Genomic DNA, 18,961 nt, shown 5'->3' with positions numbered 1-18,961 from the left:
CATGTCGTCATCCGTGCTCGACCGGCGCAGTTCACCGGTCGTCCCGGCCGCCGCACCCCGCGGCACCGGTCCCACGGCACCGCCGCCGTGGCGCCGGATCGCCGCCGCCCTCACCCCGGCCCGCCGCCTCACCGGGCTCATCGTCGTCCTGGCCCTGTGGCAGATCGGCTCCACCTCCGGATGGCTCGGCAGCACCACACCCACCCCGGCCGAGGTGTTCGCCGCCGCCAAGGAGCTGATCGGCTCCGGTGAGCTGGCCCACCACCTCGGGGTATCGCTGACCCGGGTGGCGAAGGGCCTGGCCATCGGGCTGTCGGCGGGGCTGCTGCTCGGTCTCGCGGCCGGGCTGCTCCGGCTCGCCGAGGACGTCGTCGACGCCCCGATCCAGGCGCTGCGCATGCTGCCGCACCTGGCGCTCGTACCGATCTTCATCATCTGGTTCGGCATCGGCGAATCCGCGAAGGTCGCGCTGATCGCGATCGGGCCGATCTTCCCGCTGTATCTCAACGTCCTGCACGGCATCCGGGGCGTCGACGAGCGGCTCGTCGAGTCGGCGCGCTCCTGCGGGGTGGGCCGGTTCGGGCTGATCCGGCGCGTCATCCTGCCCGGCGCGCTGCCGCAGATCCTGGTCGGGCTGCGCCAGGCCCTCGGCATCGGCTGGCTGAGCCTGGTCGTCGCCGAGCAGACCGCCACCACCAGCGGCGTCGGCTTCCTGATGAACGACGCCCGCGAGTTCCTGCGCACCGACGTCATCTTCGTGGTGCTGGTCCTGTACGCGCTGCTCGGGCTGGCCACCGACCAGTTCGTCCGGCTGATCGAGCGGCGCGCGCTGGCGTGGCGCCGCGGATTCGCGGGTGAGTAGGTGAGCGCGGTCGTTGTCGAAGACGCCCGGCGGGAGTTCGACGGGCGGGTCGTGCTGGACGGGGTCGATCTCACCATCGCGCCGGGTGAGTTCGTGGCGCTGCTCGGCGCCAGCGGATCCGGCAAGAGCACCCTGCTGCGGGCGCTGGCCGGGCTCGACCGGGGCGCCACCGGCGACTTCGGTGTCCCGGACAAACGGGCGGTCGTCTTCCAGGAGCACCGGCTCATGCCGTGGAGCCGGGTGTGGCGCAACGTCACCCTCGGGCTGGACGGCACCGGCCTGCGGAAACGGGCGATCGACGCGCTGACCGAGGTCGGTCTCGAAGCACGCGCCGACGCGTGGCCGCGCACCCTGTCCGGCGGCGAGTCCCAGCGGGTCGCACTGGCGCGGGCGCTCGTCCGTACCCCTGATCTTCTGTTGTTGGACGAGCCGTTCGGGGCGCTCGACGCGCTCACCCGGCTCAAGGCGCAGGGCCTGGTCGCGCGGCTCTGGGCCGAACATCGGCCGGCGGTGCTGCTGGTCACCCACGACGTCGAGGAGGCGCTGCTGCTCGCCGACCGGGCGCTGCTGCTGCGCGACGGGCGGATCGCCGAGGAGTTCATCGTCGACGTTCCCCGGCCCCGCCTGATCGACCATCCACGACTGCTCACCCTGCGCCGCGAACTGCTGGCCGGGCTGGGCGTCGCGACCGAACCGGAGGACCCCCGATGATCAACCTGGATCTGACCGCCGACGTGGTCGTGGTCGGTGGCGGCCCGGCCGGCACGTGGGCCGCGCTGACCGCCGCCGAGGCCGGCGCCGACGTGCTGCTGCTGGACAAGGGCTACTGCGGCACCAGCGGGCCGACCGCCTCCGGCGGCACCGGCGTCTGGTACGTGCAACCCGACCCGGAACAACGGGAGAAGGCGATGGCCAGCCGGGAGAAGCTCGGCGGCTTCCTCCAGGACCGGCGATGGATGGCGCGGGTGCTGGACCAGACGTACGAGAACATGAACCGTCTCGAGGCCGAGGCCCGCTACCCGTTCCCGATCGTCGACGGCATGCCGCACAAGCGGGGTGTGCAGGGGCCCGAGTACATGCGCCGGATGCGGTCCTGGATCAAGCGGGCCGGAGTGCGGATCCTCGACCACAGCCCGGCCACCGAACTGCTTGTCGACGGCACCGGCACGGTCGCCGGGATACGCGGGCACCGGCGGCAGCACGGCACCGACTACCGGGTCCGGGCCAAGGCGGTGGTGCTGGCGACCGGCGGGTGCGCGTTCCTGAGCAAGGCGCTCGGCTGCGACGTCGCGACCGGCGACGGTGCGCTGTTCGCGGCCGAGGCGGGGGCGGAGATGTCCGGGATGGAGTTCTCCACGGCGTACGCCATCGCGCCCGCCTTCACCTCGGTCACCAAGACCGCCTACTACGGGTTCGCGACGTTCTTCCGCGGCGACGGGACACAGCTCGCGGGGGCCGGCAGTCAGGGCGGCCGCTCGGTGATCGCGAAGGAGCTGCTGCGCACCGGGATCGTGCTGTGCCAGATCGACCAGACCACCCCGGAACAGCAGCGGCAGATGCGGCTCGGGCAGCCGAACTTCTTCCTCACCTTCGACCGGCTCGGGATCAACCCGTTCACCGAGAAGTTCCCGGTCACGCTGCTGCTGGAGGGCACGGTCCGGGGCACCGGCGGGATCCGGATCGTCGCCGACGACTGCGCCACCACGGTGCCCGGCCTGTACGCGGCCGGTGACGCCGCCACCCGGGAGCTGGTGTGCGGCGCCTTCACCGGTGGTGGCAGCCACAACTCGGCGTGGGCCATGTCGTCCGGCACGTTCGCCGGGCGGGGTGCCGCCGCGTTCGCGACCGCGCTGGGGGCGGCCGCGAACCGGCGGAAGCTCACCGGGGTCGGGGAAGCCGGTATCCAGCGGCATTTCGACAGGGCCGATGCGCTCGACGTCATCCGGCGTGAGGTGCACCCCTACGACAAGAACTACCTGCGTACGGCCTCCCGCCTGGAACCGGCCCTCGCCCACCTCGACGCGGTCTGGGACGGCCGGCGTGGCGGCGCCGTCGTGACCGGTGGCGACCTGCCCGGAGTGCGGCAGGCGGCGGCCATGGTGGCGCACGCGCGGTGGATGTACACGAGTGCGCTCGCCCGTACCGAGAGCCGTGGCATGGCACGTCGCGAGGAGTTCCCGCAGCTGGACCCGAACCAGTACCACCGGCTCACGGTCGGCGGCCTGGACCGGCTGTGGACCCGACCCGAGGCGGTCACCGGCCGGGAGCTGGCGGTGGCGTCGTGATCGAGGTCCTCTCCACCGAACGCTGCGTGAGCTGCGACGTCTGCATCGCGGTGTGCCCCACCAACGTGTTCGAGGCCGGCCCTGGCGGGATCCCGGTGATCGCCCGGCAGAGCGACTGCCAGACCTGCTTCATGTGCGAGGCGCACTGCCCGGCGGACGCCCTGTTCGTCGCCCCGCACACACATCCGGTGCCGGAGGACTCCCCGCTGCGCGACGAGAAGCACCTGGCCGGCGCCGGGCTGCTCGGCAGCTACCGCCGCGAACTCGGCTGGGGCCGTGGCCGGAAACCGGGCGCCCGCCTGGCGGTCGGCCCCGAACTCGGCCCGGCCCGCATCACCCCGGCCTTGACCTGATGGGAGACGGCACCATGGTCCGACGTGTGATGGTCCTGCTTCTCCTCCTGGCCGCCGGGGCGTGCGGCAACGACTCCGAGGCCGCCGGGCCGGGTGACAGCTTCGTGCTGCGGGTCGGCGCGATCGGCAACTCCAACGCCATCAGCGGGCCGATCGGCTACTGGCACAAGCAGGGCAAACTGGTTCCGGCGCTGGCGTCGCTCGGGGTCACCGACCTGAAAGTGGTCACCTTCCCGAACGGCCCGGACCTCAACCAGGCCCTGGTCGCCGACGAACTCGACCTGGCCCTGTACGGCGACACCCCGGCGCTGGTCGCCAAGGGCGCCGGCCAGCCGACCCGGCTGATCGCCCAGTCGCAGATCAACCTGGACGCCGGCATTCTGGCCAAGAAGTCCGGCGGCCCGGCGTCGGTCGCCGACCTGGCCGGTAAGAAGGTGGCGGTGCAGACCGGCTCCTACATCCACCGCTACCTGCTGGGCGCGCTCGCCGACGCCAACGCGAAACCGGCCGAGGTCGTGCACATCTACAGCTCCGACGTGGAGGCGGCCCTCGAACGTGGCGATGTGGACGCGGCCGCGGTGCCGATCGCCAACTTCATCGCCCTCAAGGGCAAGGGCTACCCGGTGGTCGACCTGGCGTCGGAGACCCACGCCAAGTATCTGGGCACCAGTTCGGTGGTGGTCACCGAGAAGTTCCTGGCCGCGAAGCCGGGCATCGTCGACGCGTGGCAGGGCGCGCACACCGCGGCGGTCAAGGCGGCCAAGGCTGACTGGCCGGGGTTCGTCGACTATTCGGTGAGCATTCAGGGCTTCCCGAAGACGGTGCTGGAGCAGTCGCTGAAGCCGGAGCAGTGGGTGGAGGAGCCGTTCTCGCAGGAAGGGCTGACGCTGCTAGCCGGGACCAAGCAGTTCCTGGTCGAGCAGAAGTTCATCCGCAAGGACTTCGACCTCGACGCGTGGCGGGTCAAGGATCCGGCCTGATCGGGCTGATAGAGGGCCGGCACGCGATCGCGTGCCGGCCCTCACCGTCTCCGCGCGCTCAGCGGGGCGATTTGCCGCCGGGCGCGCGATTCCACCGCAACGGCCCTGGGCGTACGTTCCACAGCATCCGTTGCCACCAGTTGCCGCGTGCCCGCAGCGCGCTGGAGTAGGTGACCACCTGCTCCCCCGCCCGGTCCGCCTGCCCCGCGTCGGCGGCCTCCGGCGCGAACCCGGCCGTGTTGATCGCGTCCACCAGCGCATCCAGTGGGGGCAGCGGTGCCGGATCCGGTGCCGGATCCGGTGCCGGATCCGGTGCCGGATCCGGTGCCGCGGCGACCGGTGTCAGCGGGCCGGTCGGCGGAGCGGGTGGCGTGACCGGGACGGCCCGGCGCAGCAGCCCGGTTCGTTTCGGTGGCGGTGGCAGCACCGACGCGTGCCCCGCCGCCTCGGTGGCCGACAGATGCGACGGAACCGGATGCCCGGCCAGCCGCAGCGCGTCGGTGAACTCCAGCCACGCCCCGGTGATCCGCTGTGCCGGATCCCCGAAGGTGAGCCGCCGCCGCCGTTGGGCCGACCGCAGCGCGACCACCGCGAAAGCCACCCCCACCAGCACGAACACCACACCACCGGAGGCGCCGGAAGCGACCAGCACGGTGGACGCCCCACCCGTGGCCGGCGCGGCCACGGCCGCGGACGGCGGAGCCGACGACTCCTCAGCGGTGGGCGCCGGGGTGTCCGACGGTGACGGCGGCGGGGTGGGCTTCGGCGGGGTGTAGTCCTCCTCGACCGGCCGTACGGTGTCGCTCTTCGGCATCGGGTCGAAGGCCACCCACCCGACCCCGTCGAAATACACCTCCGGCCAGGCGAGCGCGTCACCGGCGGTGACCGCCCCACCGGCGGCCGGCGCCGTGAACCCGACGACCACCCGGCTGGGCAGTCCAGTGAGGCGAGCGAGCAGCGCGTAGGCGGCCGCGAACTGCTCCGAGGTGCCTTTCTGGCCACCGAGATCGCGGCGCCCGAAGAGGAAGTGGGCCAGGTTGGGATAGGCGTGCCCGCTCGGCGCGTCGGCCACGTGCCGGTAGTGCTCGGCCAGGAACTGCTCGATCACCACGGCCCGGTCGTAGGCGGCGCTGTACCCCTCGGCGAGATGCTCGGCGAGCCCTTCGATCTGCTTGGGCGTGTTCTGGCCGACCTTCAGGTAGCGGACCCAGGCGTCCCCGGACGGCACCTCGGCGATCGGCAGCAGATTCAGGTCGGGCGTCTGCGTCTGGGAGATGGCCGTGTAGCGCAGCCCGTCGCTCAGCCCTTCCGGCCGGATCAGGGTGCCGGTCGCCGCGTCGTAGGCGACCCGCGCCCCGGTGATCCGGGTCGGCGTCGGCACGGCCGGAAGCAGCCGCCCGGTCAGCCCGGTGATCGTGATCTGCTGCTGCGACTCGCTGACCTGGGCACCGGCCGGCGTGGTGGGCACGGGCAGCACGCGCCCGGCGTTGCGGTAGATGCCGCCGACCCGCCAGGTGACCCCGTCGTAGTCGGAGAGGACCGCGAGCCGTAGCCGCACCTCAGGTTGCGCGGGCTTCTTCGAGGGAGCCGAGGGAGCGGCCGCCGGCACGAAGCCCGGCCGGAACTCCAGCAACTGCTGCGTCGGGTCGAGCGCCCACCCCGAGATCCGGTTGAGCGGACTCTCGTCCAGGCTGTCGACGCGGGGCGGCTGCACGTACCGTCGTGGGTCGACCGGTGTCGCGGTGACCCGGCCGGCGACCCACGGACCGGTGGCCGCGATCAGGCCGAGAACGACCGCCAGCCCGGCGGCCGCGCCACCGAGCGCCCGCGCCCGCACGGCCGCGTGCGTCTTAGCCCCGGTGACCGAGGTGCTGGCGAGAGCGGCCACGACCAGCCCCGCGAAGGTCAGCGTGTATGCCGTCGCCGCCGAGGCGTTGGGCCCGACCACGTAGAGCGCACCCGCGTAGACCAGCGCCGGCGGCAGACAGCCGAGCAGCACGCGCCCGCCGCGTACCGCGATCTCGGTGGCGGCGAGACCGGCCACCCACACCGCGCCCACCGCGATGATCACCGTGTCCGGCGTCGCCTCGATCGGGATCATGGCGGTGAGCAGGCGCGGAATCCCGTTGGCGAGCGCGTCCCGGGCGACCGTGAACGTCAGCCCGCCATCCCCGGCGGCCAGATACAGGGCGAGCGCCGCATACCCGCCAAGGAGCGCGGCCGAGATCGGCGCCACCGTCCACGAGGGCAGCCGCCGGGCCGCGACCCCGACCGCCACCGAGCCGATCGCCGCGCCCGCCACCAGCCGGAACAGCAGGCTGTCGGCATAGATCCCGCCGAGCGCCGCCCCGGCCAGCATGAGCATTCCGGCCAGCGCGACCGGCACGACGGCACGCCGCAGCACGCGGGTCACCATCCGCGGACCCCGTCCCAGGCGGCGGCGAACTCGGCGCCGTCGGCGGCCTCGATCACCAACAGGCGGTCGGTGGGCGCGGCTGGCGAGGAGTCGCGGTCGCCGAGGATTCCGGCCAGAGCGATGGGGTACGCCGAGCGCAGTCCACTGAGCGCACCGAGATCGTCGCGCCCGCCCGGCCCGGTCAGGAAGATCAGTGTGTCGCCGAGTTTCTGCGCCCGCAGGTGACGCAGGGTGGCGTCGAGGTCCCCGTCGCCGAGGGTCGCCTCGGTGAGCACGTCGAGGTGCGGTCCGGTGAGTGTGGCGGCGACCAGATGCAGGGTGACCGGCAGGTCCTCGCGCACCGCGGCGACGACGATCGACGCGGCCGCCTCGCAGGCGTCCTCGAAGCTGTCCCCGCGGTGGGCGGTGGCCCGGTCGTCGAGCAGGACGACGATCTGCGGCTCGGAGGTGTCGAGCTGTTCGCGGACCATGAGCTCGCCGACCTTGGCGCTGCTGCGCCAGTGGACCCGCCGCAGTTCGTCGCCGGGCACGTACTCCCGCAGCGTGTCGAAGGTGATCGTGCCCTGCGGCACCTTGTCGACGCGGCCGTCGAGGCTGCGGGTGAGACCGGCCGGGACCGCACGCATCGGATGCACGCGCGGGTAGACGCGGACGATCGTGGTGCCGCCGTACGCCCGGTTCAGGGTGATCAGCCCGAGCGGGTCACGGCGGGTGACGTGCAGCGGCCCGATCGGTACGAGCCCGCGCCGATGGGTCGGCACCGGATAGCTCTCGACGGTGTCGTGCCCGGCCCGCAGGCGCAGCAGCGGCACGTCGACGGTCGCGGCGCCGCAGCGGTCGGTGGCGATCAGGCTGGCCGCCCGTACCTTACTGGTGTTGCTGATGGTGAGGGTGACGTCGGCGGGTTCGCCGCGGGCCACCCGGTCGGGTTCGGCGACGCGGGCGACGCCGAGGCGGGGCCGCCAGAACGCGAAGACCAGCGCCGTGACGACCGCGATCCCGGCGGCCGCCCCCAGAAGCGCCAGGTCGGGGTAGCCGTAGCGGAAGCCGGTGCCGAGCAGGATCACGGCGGCGGCCGCGAGCGCGATGCCGCGGGCGGTCATCCCGCTGCGCTGACGTTTCGGGTCGTGAGGGCCGCGCAACGGATCAGGCCGGGGAATGCTGGTGGTCGGGCAGCGGGACGTTCACCGACCGCAGCGCGTCGGCGAGCACGTCGGCCGCGGTCACCCCGCGCAGCTGGGCGTCGGCGGACAGCAGCACCCGGTGGGCGAAGACCGGCTCGATCAGGTCCTTGAAGTCCTCGGGCAGCACGTACGACCGGCCGTTGATCAGCGCATAGGCGCTGGCGGCACGGGTCAGCGCGATCACCCCACGGGGGCTGACGCCGACGCGGACCTGTGGATGGTTCCTGGTGGCGGCGGCGAGGCGCACGGCGTACGCATAAAGGGGGTCGGCGATGTGGACGGCCGCGACCATCCGCGCCATCTCGCCGATCATGGTGGTGTCGGTGACCGGTTCGAGGGTGTCCGGGGACCGGACGGCCGCCCCGCGCAGCACCTCGATCTCGACGTCCTCGTCGGGGTAGCCGACGGACAGTTTGACCAGGAAGCGGTCGAGCTGGGCCTCGGGCAGCCGGTAGGTGCCGTCCATCTCGACCGGGTTCTGGGTGGCGACGACGAGGAACGGCTGCGGCACCGGGTGCGGCACGCCGTCGACGGTGACCCGGCGTTCCTCCATCACCTCGAGCAGCGCCGACTGGGTCTTCGGCGAGGCCCGGTTGATCTCGTCGGCGATCACCAGGTTCGCGAAGACCGGCCCGGGATGAAACTCGAACCCGCGGCTGGCCTGGTTGAACACGGTGACGCCGGAGACGTCGGAGGGCAGCAGGTCGGGGGTGAACTGGATGCGCCGCCACTGCCCGCGGATGGACGCGGCCAGGGCGCGGGCCAGGGTGGTCTTGCCGACGCCGGGCACGTCCTCGAGCAGGACGTGCCCCTGCGCGAACAGCGCGGTGAGGGCGAGCCGGACCACCTCGGGCTTGCCGAGGACGACGGTGCCGATCCGGGCGGCCAGTTCCCCGGCGACCTCGGAGAATCCCTGTACGTGTGCGGGCGTCAGCACGTCGGCAGGTCCGCCAGGTCGTCCCCGCCGTCGAGGTTGAACCACGCCCACGGAATGTAGGTCTTGCCCTCGTAATTCACCTGGATCCACCACGTGCTTCTCTTGTTGTCGTTGTACACGTACGCGTAGACCTCTTCACCGGTCTTCTTGCAGTACGCCTGAAGCCGGACCCCGTTCTTGACCCAGCCCGCCTGCTGGTCGTCGTCCTGCCGGGTGACCTTGAAGATCTCGTTGCCGTTGCGGCCGGACACGTCGGAGTTGCAGTACGTCTTCTGGTCGCCGGTGTCACCGTTGATGCAGGTCGCCGTGCCGTACAGGGCGTCGGTGGTCTTGGCCATGTTCTTCGCCGCGCTGCCGGCCGCGTTGTTGGCGGTGACCGTGAACGTGTAGGCGGTGCTCGGCTTCAGCCCGCTGGCGCCGAGACTGGTGCAGCTGCCGCTGGAGCCCTTGCCGCCGCCGGAGACGGTGAGCGTGCACGTGGCCGTGCCGCCGCCGTTGTTCACCGTGAACGACACCTTCGCCGTGTTGAAGGTCGGGTCGACGCCGGTCATCGTGACCGTCGGCACGGCCACCGTGCGGGCGGTCGCGGTCGCCACGTCGCTCGGGCCGGCCTCGTTCACCGCGGTCACCTCGACCTGCACGGTGGCGCCGGTGCCGAGCCCGGTCAGGGTGACCGAGGTCTCGGCGACCTTCGTCTCCTTGCCGCCGGCCTTCACCACGTACTCGGTGATGGGGCGACCGTTGTCGGCCGGCGCCGTCCAGGTGACGCTGATCGCGCCGGCCTGCGCGGCGACCGTGGCGGCCTCGACGTTCTCCGGCTTGGCCGGCTTGCTGAACGGCACGATCGTGTTGCTGACCGCGGACGCCTTCGAGCCGGCGCCCTTGTCGTTGACCGCGACGACGGTGAACGCGTACTGCTTGCCGAACTCGAGCTGACCGGCGTCCACCGCGAGGGTGGTGGTGGTCGACTCGCCGATCGGGGAGCTGACGCCCTCCGAGATGGCGGTCACCGCGTACCGCTGGATCTTGCGACCCTGGCCGTTGGCGGCCGGCCAGGTGACGCCGACCGTGCCGTCGCCCTTCGCCTCGGCGACCGGTGTGCCCGGCGGGTCCGGCACCTCGGCCGTCGGCATGACCGCGTTGCTCATCCGGCCCGGCCCGTCGCCCTTGCGGTTCACGGCGTGCACCTCGAACCGATACGTCTGCCCGTTCGTCAGCCCGTCGATCACGAGCGACCGCTGGTCGGCGCCGACCGGGAAGGTGCGCCCGGCGCCGGCCACCACGTACCGGGTGATCGGGGCGCCGTTGTCCGCCGCCGACTGCCACGACACGCGGACCTCGGCGTTGCCGGCGGCGGCACGGACACCGCGGGGCGCGCCCGGCTCGGCGGCGACCGGCTTCTTCGGCTTCTCCTGCTTCGGCGGGGCGGGCGGCGTCTTCACCTTGGGCGGGTCACCGCCGACGACGTCGTCGCGCTCCTTGTTGACCGGGCGGACCGTGTGGTTGCCGTCGACGACGCGGGCCGTGGTGGAACCGGGCGCGTTGATGAACAGGTGCTCCTCACGCACCTCCAGCTCCAGGTCGCCGCCCGGCCGCTCGAAGTCGATCGGCTGCTCGGGCTGGCCGTCCTGGTTGATGACGTGCACCGTGCCGTCGTCCTCCGGCACATACAGATAACCCTCGTACGGCACGGCCGGCCCGAGATCGCCGCCGTCGTCCGGGACGGTGACGTCACGCACCCCCTGCCCGTCGGTGCCGACGGTGTAGACGCGCCGCTCGTCCGGCACGGTGATCGCGATGACGTCACCCTCGGTGCGCTCGGGCAGCTCACCCGGCCCGGTCAGCGGCAGCGTGGTCGGCCGGCCCGGCCCGTTCTCACCGATCACGGTGAGCGCGTTGGTGGTGCGGTCGAGCACGACGATGCCCTTGTCCAGGGCGGAGACGTCCAGGTCGTGGCTGGCGGCGGCCACCGAGTCGGTGCGGACCAGCGCCGGGGCGGCCGCACCCGGGTCGATCGCGGTGACGGTGCCCTCGCTGGGCGCGGCGATCCACAGCCGGCCGGCGCCGTCGAAGATGCCACCGCTGATGCCCGGCGGGAACTGGAGCGCCTCCCCCACCGGCTGCAACGAGGCCGGATCGACCTGCTGAACCTTGCCCTGAACAGCGTCGACGATGAAGGCGCTGTCGTCGTGCAGGGCCACGCTCACACCGATGCCCGGCTGGGACTGCTGATTCCAGTACGCCATGAGATCGGTGAGGTCCATCGAGGCGATCGCGCCGGTGTTGACGTCGCGCAACAGGATGAACCGGTCACTCTGGCTGACCTGCAACGCGTGCCCGCGAGCCTGATTGACGTCGGCGCGGGTGTCGATGCGGGCGGCCGTGCCGTTGATCCGGGCCAGCTCGCCCTTGCCCTTGCTCCACACCCAGGATGCGGCGTCGAAGCTGGCCAGCGCCTTGTCTGCGGTGCCGAGCCCACGGACCGTCAACCCGAGTCCGGCCACCAGCACGAGGACCGTCGCCATCGTGACCAGTTGCCCCCGGCTGGGCAGGCGTCGCCTCCGTACCGCCTCTGCGCTGGTCACCGCGGCTGTCCTCCTGTCGATTCCGGTCAATCCGCCTCAAGGACGCAGGCCATCATAGGGAAAGCCGCTCGCCCGCGGGTACCCGTGTCTCATCGCTGTGGACGAGCGGTCCCCCGGTTCGTGCACACTTGGACAGAGCTGGAGACCTGCTTGGTCGAATAGATGGCCACCACTGCGAAGCAGTAGTCGAGGTCAGCGTTGAGCCCCCGCTCCACGAACTCCTCCGTCCCCGGATCGACGTGCGCGACCGTCCTCAGCTGCTCGCCCCGCTTCGCCATCGTGATGATGAACGGCGCTTTGCCCTTCGCCGGATCCCCCCAGGTCAGCCCCACATTGGTCCCGCGGTCGTCGAGCTCCAGCCCGGTAGGCGGAGCCCCACCGAGAACGGGCACGCTCGGCGCGACGGGCGCCTCGGTCTCCTGAGCCACCGGCTCCTGCGACCGGTCCGCGAGCACCACGACGAGCGCCCCGACAGCGATGACGGCGAAAAGCGTCGCGAGCACGGTGAGAGCCACCGCGATCCCGCGGCTCCCGCTCTTGTTTCCTTCGATGGGGTACGGGCTGAGCACACCCGCCGCGGGCTGAACTCCCCCGGGCAGCTGCTGCCACACTCCAGGCTGCCCCGCCGCATACCCCGGATGGCCCCCTTGCACCGGCCCCCGGTACGCGGCCGGCATCTGGCTCGCGGCGCCGCCGTTCGGGTGACCCGCTTGCGGACCCGCATAGCCGGCGGGCGGCTGACTCCCGTACGTCCCCGGACCCGGATACCCCTGCTGGGGTGCCGGGTGACCGGCCCAGTTCGCCGGATAGCCCGGTTGGGACACGGGCGGGACGGCAGGGCTCGCCGTCGCATCCCCAGGGTGCCCGCCGCGGGCGTCGACGCCGGGCGCGGAAGCACCGATCCACGGTCCTGCGGGCGGCACCTCCGGCTGAGACGTGACCGGGTCAGGCCGCGCGGGGGCCACCGGCTCCGGACGAACCAGCGGCAACATCTCGGTCGGCCGCTCCATCGCCCCTTGCAGATCCGGCGGGGAAGACGGTTGAGGCCCAGAAATCGGCGCCGAAGCAGGAACGGGGGCCGGAGACGTCCCCTGGCCGTGAATCGGGCCGGGCGCTGGGGCCGGGCTGGGCACCGGAGCAGGCCCCTGGCCATGCATCGGGCCGGGCACGGGAGGCTGCCCTTGGCCGTGGACCGGGCCAGGTACTGGACCCGGGCTGGGCACGGGCGAGGACCCCTGGCCATGGACCGGTCCGGGGGTAGGGCCTGGGGCTACGGCCGGCGTAGGTCCGGGCGCCGGGGCGGGCGGCGCTGTCCTCCGTACCGCCGCGGTTGGAGGGTCTTCGGCGAGATAGGCCTGCGCCCGGGCGACCAGCTGGTCCCCCGCGCCGAGAGCCGCCGGCCCGTGCTCGGCGACACGCCCGAACGATTTGCGTGCTTCATGCCGGTTCCCGAGCTCTTGAGCGACGACGCCCAGATCATGGGAGATGTGCAGCATGAGCGGATCAGCGTCACCGAGCCGCCACTGCCCGGACGCGTAGGCGTCCTCCAGCACCCGGCGGGCGCCCATCGGATCGTCGACCCGCAGATAGACCCCGGCGAGCTCCCGCTGAGCGGTGAGCACGTCCGGTTCGTCCTCCCCGAGCTTCTCCCGCCCGAGCTCGACAGCCCGTTCAAGCAGCACCTGGGCCGCGTCGAGGTTGCCCGCGGCGATCAGACCACGGGCCCGCTCGAGGGCCGGAGTGAGAGGGGACGGCTGCGACACGTCCGCCATGCTGCCCGCTCATCCCGCCCAACGCCACATCCGATCCCAGTGACGGTCCCGACCCCCACTTCGACCCCGCCCGGGAGCCGTATATAGTTCTGACCTGTGCGGCCCGCTGGGCAGCCGAAACCCAGGTGAAAGCCACGGCGACGGCCCCGGTAAGCTGTACAGAGCAAGAGCAAGTCCGGGTGGCGGAATGGCAGACGCGCTAGCTTGAGGTGCTAGTGCCCTTAACGGGCGTGGGGGTTCAAGTCCCCCCTCGGACACCAATCAAAGACACGAGAACTCGCCGGGGTGGAAACCTCGGCGATCAGTGTTTCTAGGCCAGGTCGGTAGATCATCCGCAGGCCGATGCGGCTGTACAGCTCGGCCTTGTCGCGTGGGTCGGCGTCGCGCAGTAGCCGGAACAGGTCATCGAACGCTTCAGCGATGGCGTCGATCTGGTCGGTGCTCATCCGTTGAGGCGGCGCCTCGGTGAGGCCGAGTCGGGCCTGCGCGGCTTTCTTGATCGTCGTGGTCTCGCTGATCCAGTTCGCGATCAGTGCCGGGTCGCCGCCGGCATCGAGAGTCGCCCGGTAGCGGCTGATCTTGGCATCCGCGTCGGCGATGGCCTGCCGTAGTTGCTGGATCTCGCCGGCGGTGTCGTGGGCGGCGAGCGCGGCGCGGTACTGCGCTTCGGCCACGCGACGGATGTTGTCGGTCAATGCTGTGCCGGTGAGTTCCTCGCGGAGGAACCGGTCGATGGGTGCGGTGATCTGGTCCTCACGCAGGTAGAGGGCCGGCGGGTGGCTGATCTGGTGTTGGCGGACGAAGTCACGACTCGCGGTGCAGCGGTAGTAGAGCCGCCCGTGGTTGGGGTTGCCGACCATCTTGCGGTCGCAGATGCCACAGGTGATCAGGCCCCGGAACAGGTAAGGGTGGCCGGTGTGGCGGGGAGCCTTGCCGCCATCGCCGTTGGTGCCCCGCTTCTTGATGGTGCGCTGGGCTTGTTCGTAGAGGTCGGTGCTGATCAGCGGCGTGTGTGACTCGGTGCGCGACCAGATCCACTTGCTGGGGTCGTTCCACCGGTGCCGGTTCTCGTGGCCGAGCGCAACGTCGTCGACATCGATCAGGACCTCGTCGGTGCGTGCCCGGTTCCAGACCTGGTGACCGGTGTAACGCGGGTTCTGCAAGATGGCGCGCACGGCGGTGGTCTCCCAGACCTGGGTCTTGCGATGCGGGTTGCGTGCCCGGTCATAGGCCGACGGACACGCGATGCCGTCCTGGGTGAGGCCGCGCGCGATCGAGGTCATCCCGCGTCCGGCGGTGTACTCGGCGAAGATCCGCTTCACGATCGGTGCGGTGACCGGGTCGGGGTCGAGTTGGTGCAGACGCTTACCCTCAGCGGCTTTGCCGGGGTTGGGGTGCGGTCCGGCGTCAGCGAGACGGTAGCCGTAGGGCGGGCGTCCGCCGAGGTAGCGGCCTTCGAGTTCGGTCTGTGCCTTCATGGCGGAGTGGACGCGGATCTTGATGCGGTTGCGTTCGCCTTTGCTCATGCCACCGTAGAGAGCCATCACGAGATCGTGCGCGTCGGATCCCGGATCGATCGCGCCTCCGACCTCGGGCACCCACAGGCCGACGCCGTAGTGCACGAAGACCGGGAACGTCATGCCGAACTGGCTGCCGTAGAACGCGCGCTGCGGCTCTCCGATGACGACGGCTTCGAAGTCGCGGCCAGCGCTCTTGATCGCTTCGAGCAGGCGCGTCGCTTCCGGTCGCCGCTTCCACGGCAGGGCGCGGGACAGCCCGATGTCGAAGAACTCGGCGACGACTTCACCACCGGCCGGTTCGATCAAGCTGCGGGCGCGGGATAGCTGCCACGCTTTGGATGCCTGCGGGTCTTGTTGGTCTTCGGTCGACACTCGTCCGTAGAACGCGAACCTCATGGTTGGCGAGTCTTACGGGCTCGGTCGATGATGCGCCACAGTGCATCTGCGGCGGCATCGGACAGTGGGACGTCTAGGGACGTCTTGAGCTGCGAATCTTCGAGAATCAGTGTCTTGCAGCTTCGTATGCTGCAATTTCTCCCTTCAGTGGTCTGGTCGTCGGTGGTGACCGTCGGGCCTCCTTTCGGGTCGGGGCCGGGTGTCCGCGCGGTCGTCCGTCCGTTGTCCGTCCGCGCCCGAAGATGCGCAGACGCGCGCGAGCGGACGGACGTCCGCGCGGACGATTGAGTCAGGCTCGCCAGCGTCCGCGAGTGACTTGCCGGGCTCGGCCGGCGGTGGCGTGGGCTTGGAGTCGGTCGTAGATCCAGGTGCGTCGCATGCCGGTGAGGTCGATGAGTTCCGGAACGGTCAGACCGTCGGCGGGCGCTTGATCAAGCGCCGTCAGCAGTGTCTGTTCCGGGTCGTCGGCGGTCGGTCGCGGCGGTTCGATCGGCTTGAGTTGGTTGTCGATGGCCGCGCGGGACAGCGGGTCGAGGTCCGGCCGTTGGTCGGCGTAGCGCGCGGCGGTCTGATGCACCAGGTCGTCGGTGACAAGGTAGGCGCGGGCGCGGCGTGGTTGGTTGTGGCCGTCGGCCAGGACGTAGAACTTGCCGGGTGCGTCGAGGGTGTAGGCGTGCCAGCCGTCGGCGAGCATGCCCTTGTCCAGGATGAGATCGACGTCGCGGCGTTCCCGCACACGTAGACAGACGCGGATGCTCATCTGCGAACGCAGCGCTCCCCCACCCATGGCTTTCTGGGTAGGTCGTTGGGTGGCGGCGAGCAGGTCGACGGCGACGGCGCGGCCTCGTCGGGCAACCGATTCGGCGTGTCCGACGGCGTCCGGGGCGGTGTCGGCGAGTTCGGCGTACTCGTCGATCACGATGACCAGGGCCGGTGCTTTCGGTGTGGGCTCCCAGACGCGGGTGTTGTCGTGGCTGGAGGCGTGAGCGCGGGCGTCCAAGATGGCGACGGCGTCGGCGAGCAGATCGGTTGCCTCATCGGGTGTGGTGGCGAGCCGGGCCAGGCATGACGCCCAGGGCCGGAGTTCCATGCCGCCTTTGAGATCGATGCCCCAGAGCACGACGTCGGTGCAGGCGGCGAGGTTGCCGAGGATCACGTTGAGCACGCCGCTCTTGCCCGAGTCGGTGGTGCCGCCGATGAGAGCATGCCGGCGGAGCATGGCCACTTGAACGGGTGTGGCGTCCTCGAAGACACCGAGTTCGATGGGGTCGGCGAGGGTGCGGGCGGTCGGGCCGGGCCACGGGATAGCGCCGGCGTGCGGATCCATGGCCAGCACACGCATCGTGCACCGGCCGGCGTGCGCGGGGTCTTGCTCGATGCGGACGGCACCGGGCCGTGTCCCGAGGGCCGACTCGATGGCCGGTACGCGGGCCACCAGGTCGGTGACGCTCTGACCGGGTCTCAGCTTGATGCGGGCTCGCCATCCCCAGGTGTCGACGACGGCCGACATGATCCGTGAGCCTGCCAGCCCGATCATCTCCGCGAGGTTGGGCCATGCGTTGATGACCCGATCCACCCGTACGCGGGCTCGCCGTCGTCGGTGAGCCCACCACGGCACGCCGAGCGCGATCACGGCCAGGAAGAGGATCGTCGGTAGGGGCGATCGGGTCGGCCCGAGCGCGGTTACGGTCGTGAGCCATCCGCCGGAGAAGGCGGTCGTTATGGCGGCGTACGCACGCTCGGCGGTGCGGGTCAGTCCCCAGGGCCACCCGCGCACCGCCACAACCGTTCCCGCCAGCACGGTCACGACAGCAACCAGCGGCCACGCATCGGGTCGGGTGTGGTGCAGGACCGACCCGGTGACGATGAGGACCAGGGCGAGGAAGACGGGAGCGAGTTCCGAGCGGTACCGGAACAGAGTCCGGCCGATGGCAGCCAGAACGACGAGGGTCAGAGGCTCATCGGGTACGAGTAGCAACGGTTGCGGGTTGCGGCGGCTCCACCGTCGGTGCCTGCGTCCGTAGGCCCTCATTCGGCGAGTTCGCCGTCGTCGGGCGGGAGCCAGGTCCGGTGCTCGGCGACCGCGTTCCGCAGGTAGGTCAGCGGATCGGACTCGCCGTCGTGGTCGGCGGAGAGGGTCGCGCGGGCGGCGGCGAGCAGGTCGGCGAAGTCCCATCGGGTGCGGGTGAGTAGCCGTGCGAGCCGGTCGACTTCGGCGAGCAGGACCGGGATATCGCCGATGGCGGTCCATACGGTGACGGGCGTAGGGCTCTGGCGGGCGGCGTGCAGATGGGTGTGGACGGCCTCCTGGTCCAGGGTGGGGCGTGGGATGTGCTGTTCGTTGGCCATGTGGGGGTTCTGGTCTCCTTCCGGTCGGTGTGGGCTCATGTTCAGAGGTCCAGTCCGCCGACGAATCGGGCCAGGGCGCGCAGCCCGTTGCCGATCTCCGGGCCGATGGACGACGAGGCGAGGAAGTAGCCGAAGGCCGCGCAGACGGCGGCCTGCCACAGCGGCAGTCGGGCGTACCGCCAGAGCAGATAGACGAGGACGCCGAGCAACAGGACGGCGGAGACAGCGATCGTCACGCGTCACCGCCACGGCGCCGGTTGCGGCGAGTCCGGATGCCCCGGTCGCCGCCGGTGTGGCTGCCGCGCGGCTGGTGCCGGCGAGCCCACCGGAGTCGGTTGGTGCACTTGCGGCAGAGGACGGGGTTCCCGGCGGCGAGCTGAGCGCCGCACGGGCAGGTCGGGGTCAGGTCCCGCGTGATGTGGATGTTCACGGTTGATCTCCTCTCGGACCGGCGATGCGGAGTGCATCGGCGTGCCATCGAGAGTGCGATCAATCAACGGGACGTGATCAGGTCATGGCTGGACGTATCGAAGACGTCTCCTCTAGCCTGGTCGGGCCGCCGGACGTCTTGACGGGAAGCCGATGCCGAACGAGCGACTACGTACCGCCATGTTGGAAAACGGGATCACGCCAGCCGACCTGGCGACATCACTGAAGGTCGATCCCAAAAGCGTCGAGCGATGGATCAGCGGACGAACGCCTTATCGCCGACACCGGTACGCGGTAGCAGCCCAACTCGGCGTGGACGAGGTCTACCTGTGGCCGGACGCGCTGAGCCCCGACCAGGTCGCGAGTGCCAGCGAAAGCGAGATCATCTCGATCTACCCGCACCGGTGGACGGTCCCGTCCGACCTGTGGCGCAACGTCTTCGCCAGCGCCGAGGAGGAGATCGGCGTCCTGGTCTACAGCGGCCTGTTCATCTCTGAGGACGCCGGCATCCAAAAGATCTTCAGAGAAAGGGCAGAGGCAGGAGCGAGGGTACGGATCCTGCTCGGCGACCCGGAAAGCGATGTGGTCGCGCAACGCGGAGCCGATGAGGGTGTCGACGACGTCCAGGCTGCGAAGATCCGCAATGCCCTGGTCATGTACCGGCCGTTGCGTGATGTCGAGGGCATCGAGTTCCGGCTGCACCGGACGGTGCTCTACAACTCGATCTACCGCGCCGACGATCAGCTACTGGTCAACACTCACATCTACAGTTTCACAGCAGCTCAGGCCCCGGTTCTGCACCTGCGGCGAGCGGCTGGCGGGGGCATGGTGACGACGTATCTGGAAAGCTTCGAGCACGTGTGGGATCAGGCGACACCGTTGGAGTGAGTGCA

16 protein-coding genes, 1 tRNA gene and 1 pseudogene are annotated in these 18,961 nt (G+C 70.8%); 7 read left to right on the top strand and 11 right to left on the bottom strand.

What is annotated here, in order from left to right; translation table 11 throughout:
- Position 1 precedes the first annotated feature (1 nt).
- From BJ964_RS21275 to BJ964_RS21255, 5 genes are read left to right on the top strand one after another with little or no spacing between them, the layout of a single operon-like run.
- Complete coding sequence (locus BJ964_RS21275; protein WP_188122298.1) at positions 2-862, top strand: ABC transporter permease; 861 nt, start codon at positions 2-4, stop codon at positions 860-862.
- The gene (locus BJ964_RS21270; RefSeq protein ID WP_188122297.1) at positions 863-1,573 is read left to right on the top strand and encodes an ABC transporter ATP-binding protein; all 711 of its coding nucleotides are present in this window, start codon (positions 863-865) and stop codon (positions 1,571-1,573) included.
- On the top strand, positions 1,570-3,147 hold the full coding sequence (locus tag BJ964_RS21265) for an FAD-dependent oxidoreductase (protein ID WP_188122296.1): 1,578 nt from the start codon (positions 1,570-1,572) through the stop codon (positions 3,145-3,147). The genes BJ964_RS21270 and BJ964_RS21265 overlap by 4 nt, the downstream gene beginning before the upstream one ends.
- On the top strand, positions 3,144-3,500 hold the full coding sequence (locus BJ964_RS21260) for a 4Fe-4S dicluster domain-containing protein (RefSeq protein WP_188122295.1): 357 nt from the start codon (positions 3,144-3,146) through the stop codon (positions 3,498-3,500). Before BJ964_RS21265 ends, BJ964_RS21260 begins: the two co-directional genes overlap by 4 nt.
- A gap of 14 nt (positions 3,501-3,514) precedes the next feature.
- A complete protein-coding gene (locus BJ964_RS21255; RefSeq protein WP_188122294.1) occupies positions 3,515-4,480 on the top strand; it encodes an ABC transporter substrate-binding protein in 966 nt (321 codons plus the stop codon).
- A gap of 58 nt (positions 4,481-4,538) precedes the next feature.
- On the opposite strand, the gene BJ964_RS21250 is transcribed toward BJ964_RS21255, so the two are convergent.
- The 6 genes and pseudogenes from BJ964_RS21250 to BJ964_RS49530 all read right to left on the bottom strand — a co-directional run.
- Complete coding sequence (locus BJ964_RS21250; RefSeq protein ID WP_307838014.1) at positions 4,539-6,884, bottom strand: transglutaminaseTgpA domain-containing protein; 2,346 nt, start codon at positions 6,882-6,884, stop codon at positions 4,539-4,541.
- Positions 6,885-6,889: 5 nt separating this feature from the next.
- Positions 6,890-7,999: a DUF58 domain-containing protein gene (locus BJ964_RS21245; protein ID WP_188122292.1), complete on the bottom strand. Its 1,110-nt coding sequence runs from the start codon at positions 7,997-7,999 to the stop codon at positions 6,890-6,892.
- 43 nt (positions 8,000-8,042) lie between these two features.
- A complete protein-coding gene (locus tag BJ964_RS21240; protein ID WP_229806998.1) occupies positions 8,043-9,017 on the bottom strand; it encodes an AAA family ATPase in 975 nt (324 codons plus the stop codon).
- Complete coding sequence (locus BJ964_RS21235) at positions 9,011-11,542, bottom strand: fibronectin type III domain-containing protein (protein ID WP_188127077.1); 2,532 nt, start codon at positions 11,540-11,542, stop codon at positions 9,011-9,013. Before BJ964_RS21235 ends, BJ964_RS21240 begins: the two co-directional genes overlap by 7 nt.
- 149 nt (positions 11,543-11,691) lie before the next feature.
- Entirely contained in the window at positions 11,692-12,213 is a 522-nt protein-coding gene (locus tag BJ964_RS48030; protein WP_229806997.1) for a hypothetical protein, read from the bottom strand.
- A 933-nt stretch (positions 12,214-13,146) separates the two neighbouring features.
- Positions 13,147-13,374 (bottom strand): annotated as a pseudogene (locus BJ964_RS49530) (tetratricopeptide repeat protein); the annotation flags it as partial.
- 173 nt (positions 13,375-13,547) lie between these two features.
- On the opposite strand from BJ964_RS49530, the gene BJ964_RS21225 reads away from it, so the two are divergent.
- Positions 13,548-13,634 (top strand) — tRNA-Leu (locus BJ964_RS21225).
- On the opposite strand, the gene BJ964_RS21220 is transcribed toward BJ964_RS21225, so the two are convergent.
- The 5 genes from BJ964_RS21220 to BJ964_RS21200 all read right to left on the bottom strand — a co-directional run bounded on the left by BJ964_RS21220 (position 13,596) and on the right by BJ964_RS21200 (position 18,069).
- Complete coding sequence (locus BJ964_RS21220) at positions 13,596-15,290, bottom strand: recombinase family protein (protein ID WP_188122289.1); 1,695 nt, start codon at positions 15,288-15,290, stop codon at positions 13,596-13,598. The two genes, BJ964_RS21225 and BJ964_RS21220, sit on opposite strands and share 39 nt — an antisense overlap.
- A 289-nt stretch (positions 15,291-15,579) precedes the next feature.
- Complete coding sequence (locus BJ964_RS21215; RefSeq protein WP_188122288.1) at positions 15,580-17,322, bottom strand: FtsK/SpoIIIE domain-containing protein; 1,743 nt, start codon at positions 17,320-17,322, stop codon at positions 15,580-15,582.
- Entirely contained in the window at positions 17,319-17,639 is a 321-nt protein-coding gene (locus tag BJ964_RS21210; protein ID WP_188122287.1) for a hypothetical protein, read from the bottom strand. The genes BJ964_RS21215 and BJ964_RS21210 overlap by 4 nt, the downstream gene beginning before the upstream one ends.
- 41 nt (positions 17,640-17,680) lie before the next feature.
- The gene (locus tag BJ964_RS21205; RefSeq protein WP_188122286.1) at positions 17,681-17,875 is read right to left on the bottom strand and encodes a hypothetical protein; all 195 of its coding nucleotides are present in this window, start codon (positions 17,873-17,875) and stop codon (positions 17,681-17,683) included.
- Positions 17,872-18,069: a hypothetical protein gene (locus BJ964_RS21200; RefSeq protein WP_188122285.1), complete on the bottom strand. Its 198-nt coding sequence runs from the start codon at positions 18,067-18,069 to the stop codon at positions 17,872-17,874. Before BJ964_RS21200 ends, BJ964_RS21205 begins: the two co-directional genes overlap by 4 nt.
- 152 nt (positions 18,070-18,221) lie before the next feature.
- On the opposite strand from BJ964_RS21200, the gene BJ964_RS21195 reads away from it, so the two are divergent.
- Positions 18,222-18,956 carry a helix-turn-helix domain-containing protein gene (locus BJ964_RS21195; RefSeq protein ID WP_188122284.1) on the top strand — a complete coding sequence of 245 codons (735 nt, stop codon included), beginning with the start codon at positions 18,222-18,224 and terminating at the stop codon, positions 18,954-18,956.
- Positions 18,957-18,961 lie beyond the last annotated feature (5 nt).

This window comes from Actinoplanes lobatus, from assembly GCF_014205215.1.
Classification (GTDB): domain Bacteria; phylum Actinomycetota; class Actinomycetes; order Mycobacteriales; family Micromonosporaceae; genus Actinoplanes; species Actinoplanes lobatus.
Note: the sequence above shows the minus strand (reverse complement) of the source record. Positions and strands in the feature narration are given on the sequence as shown.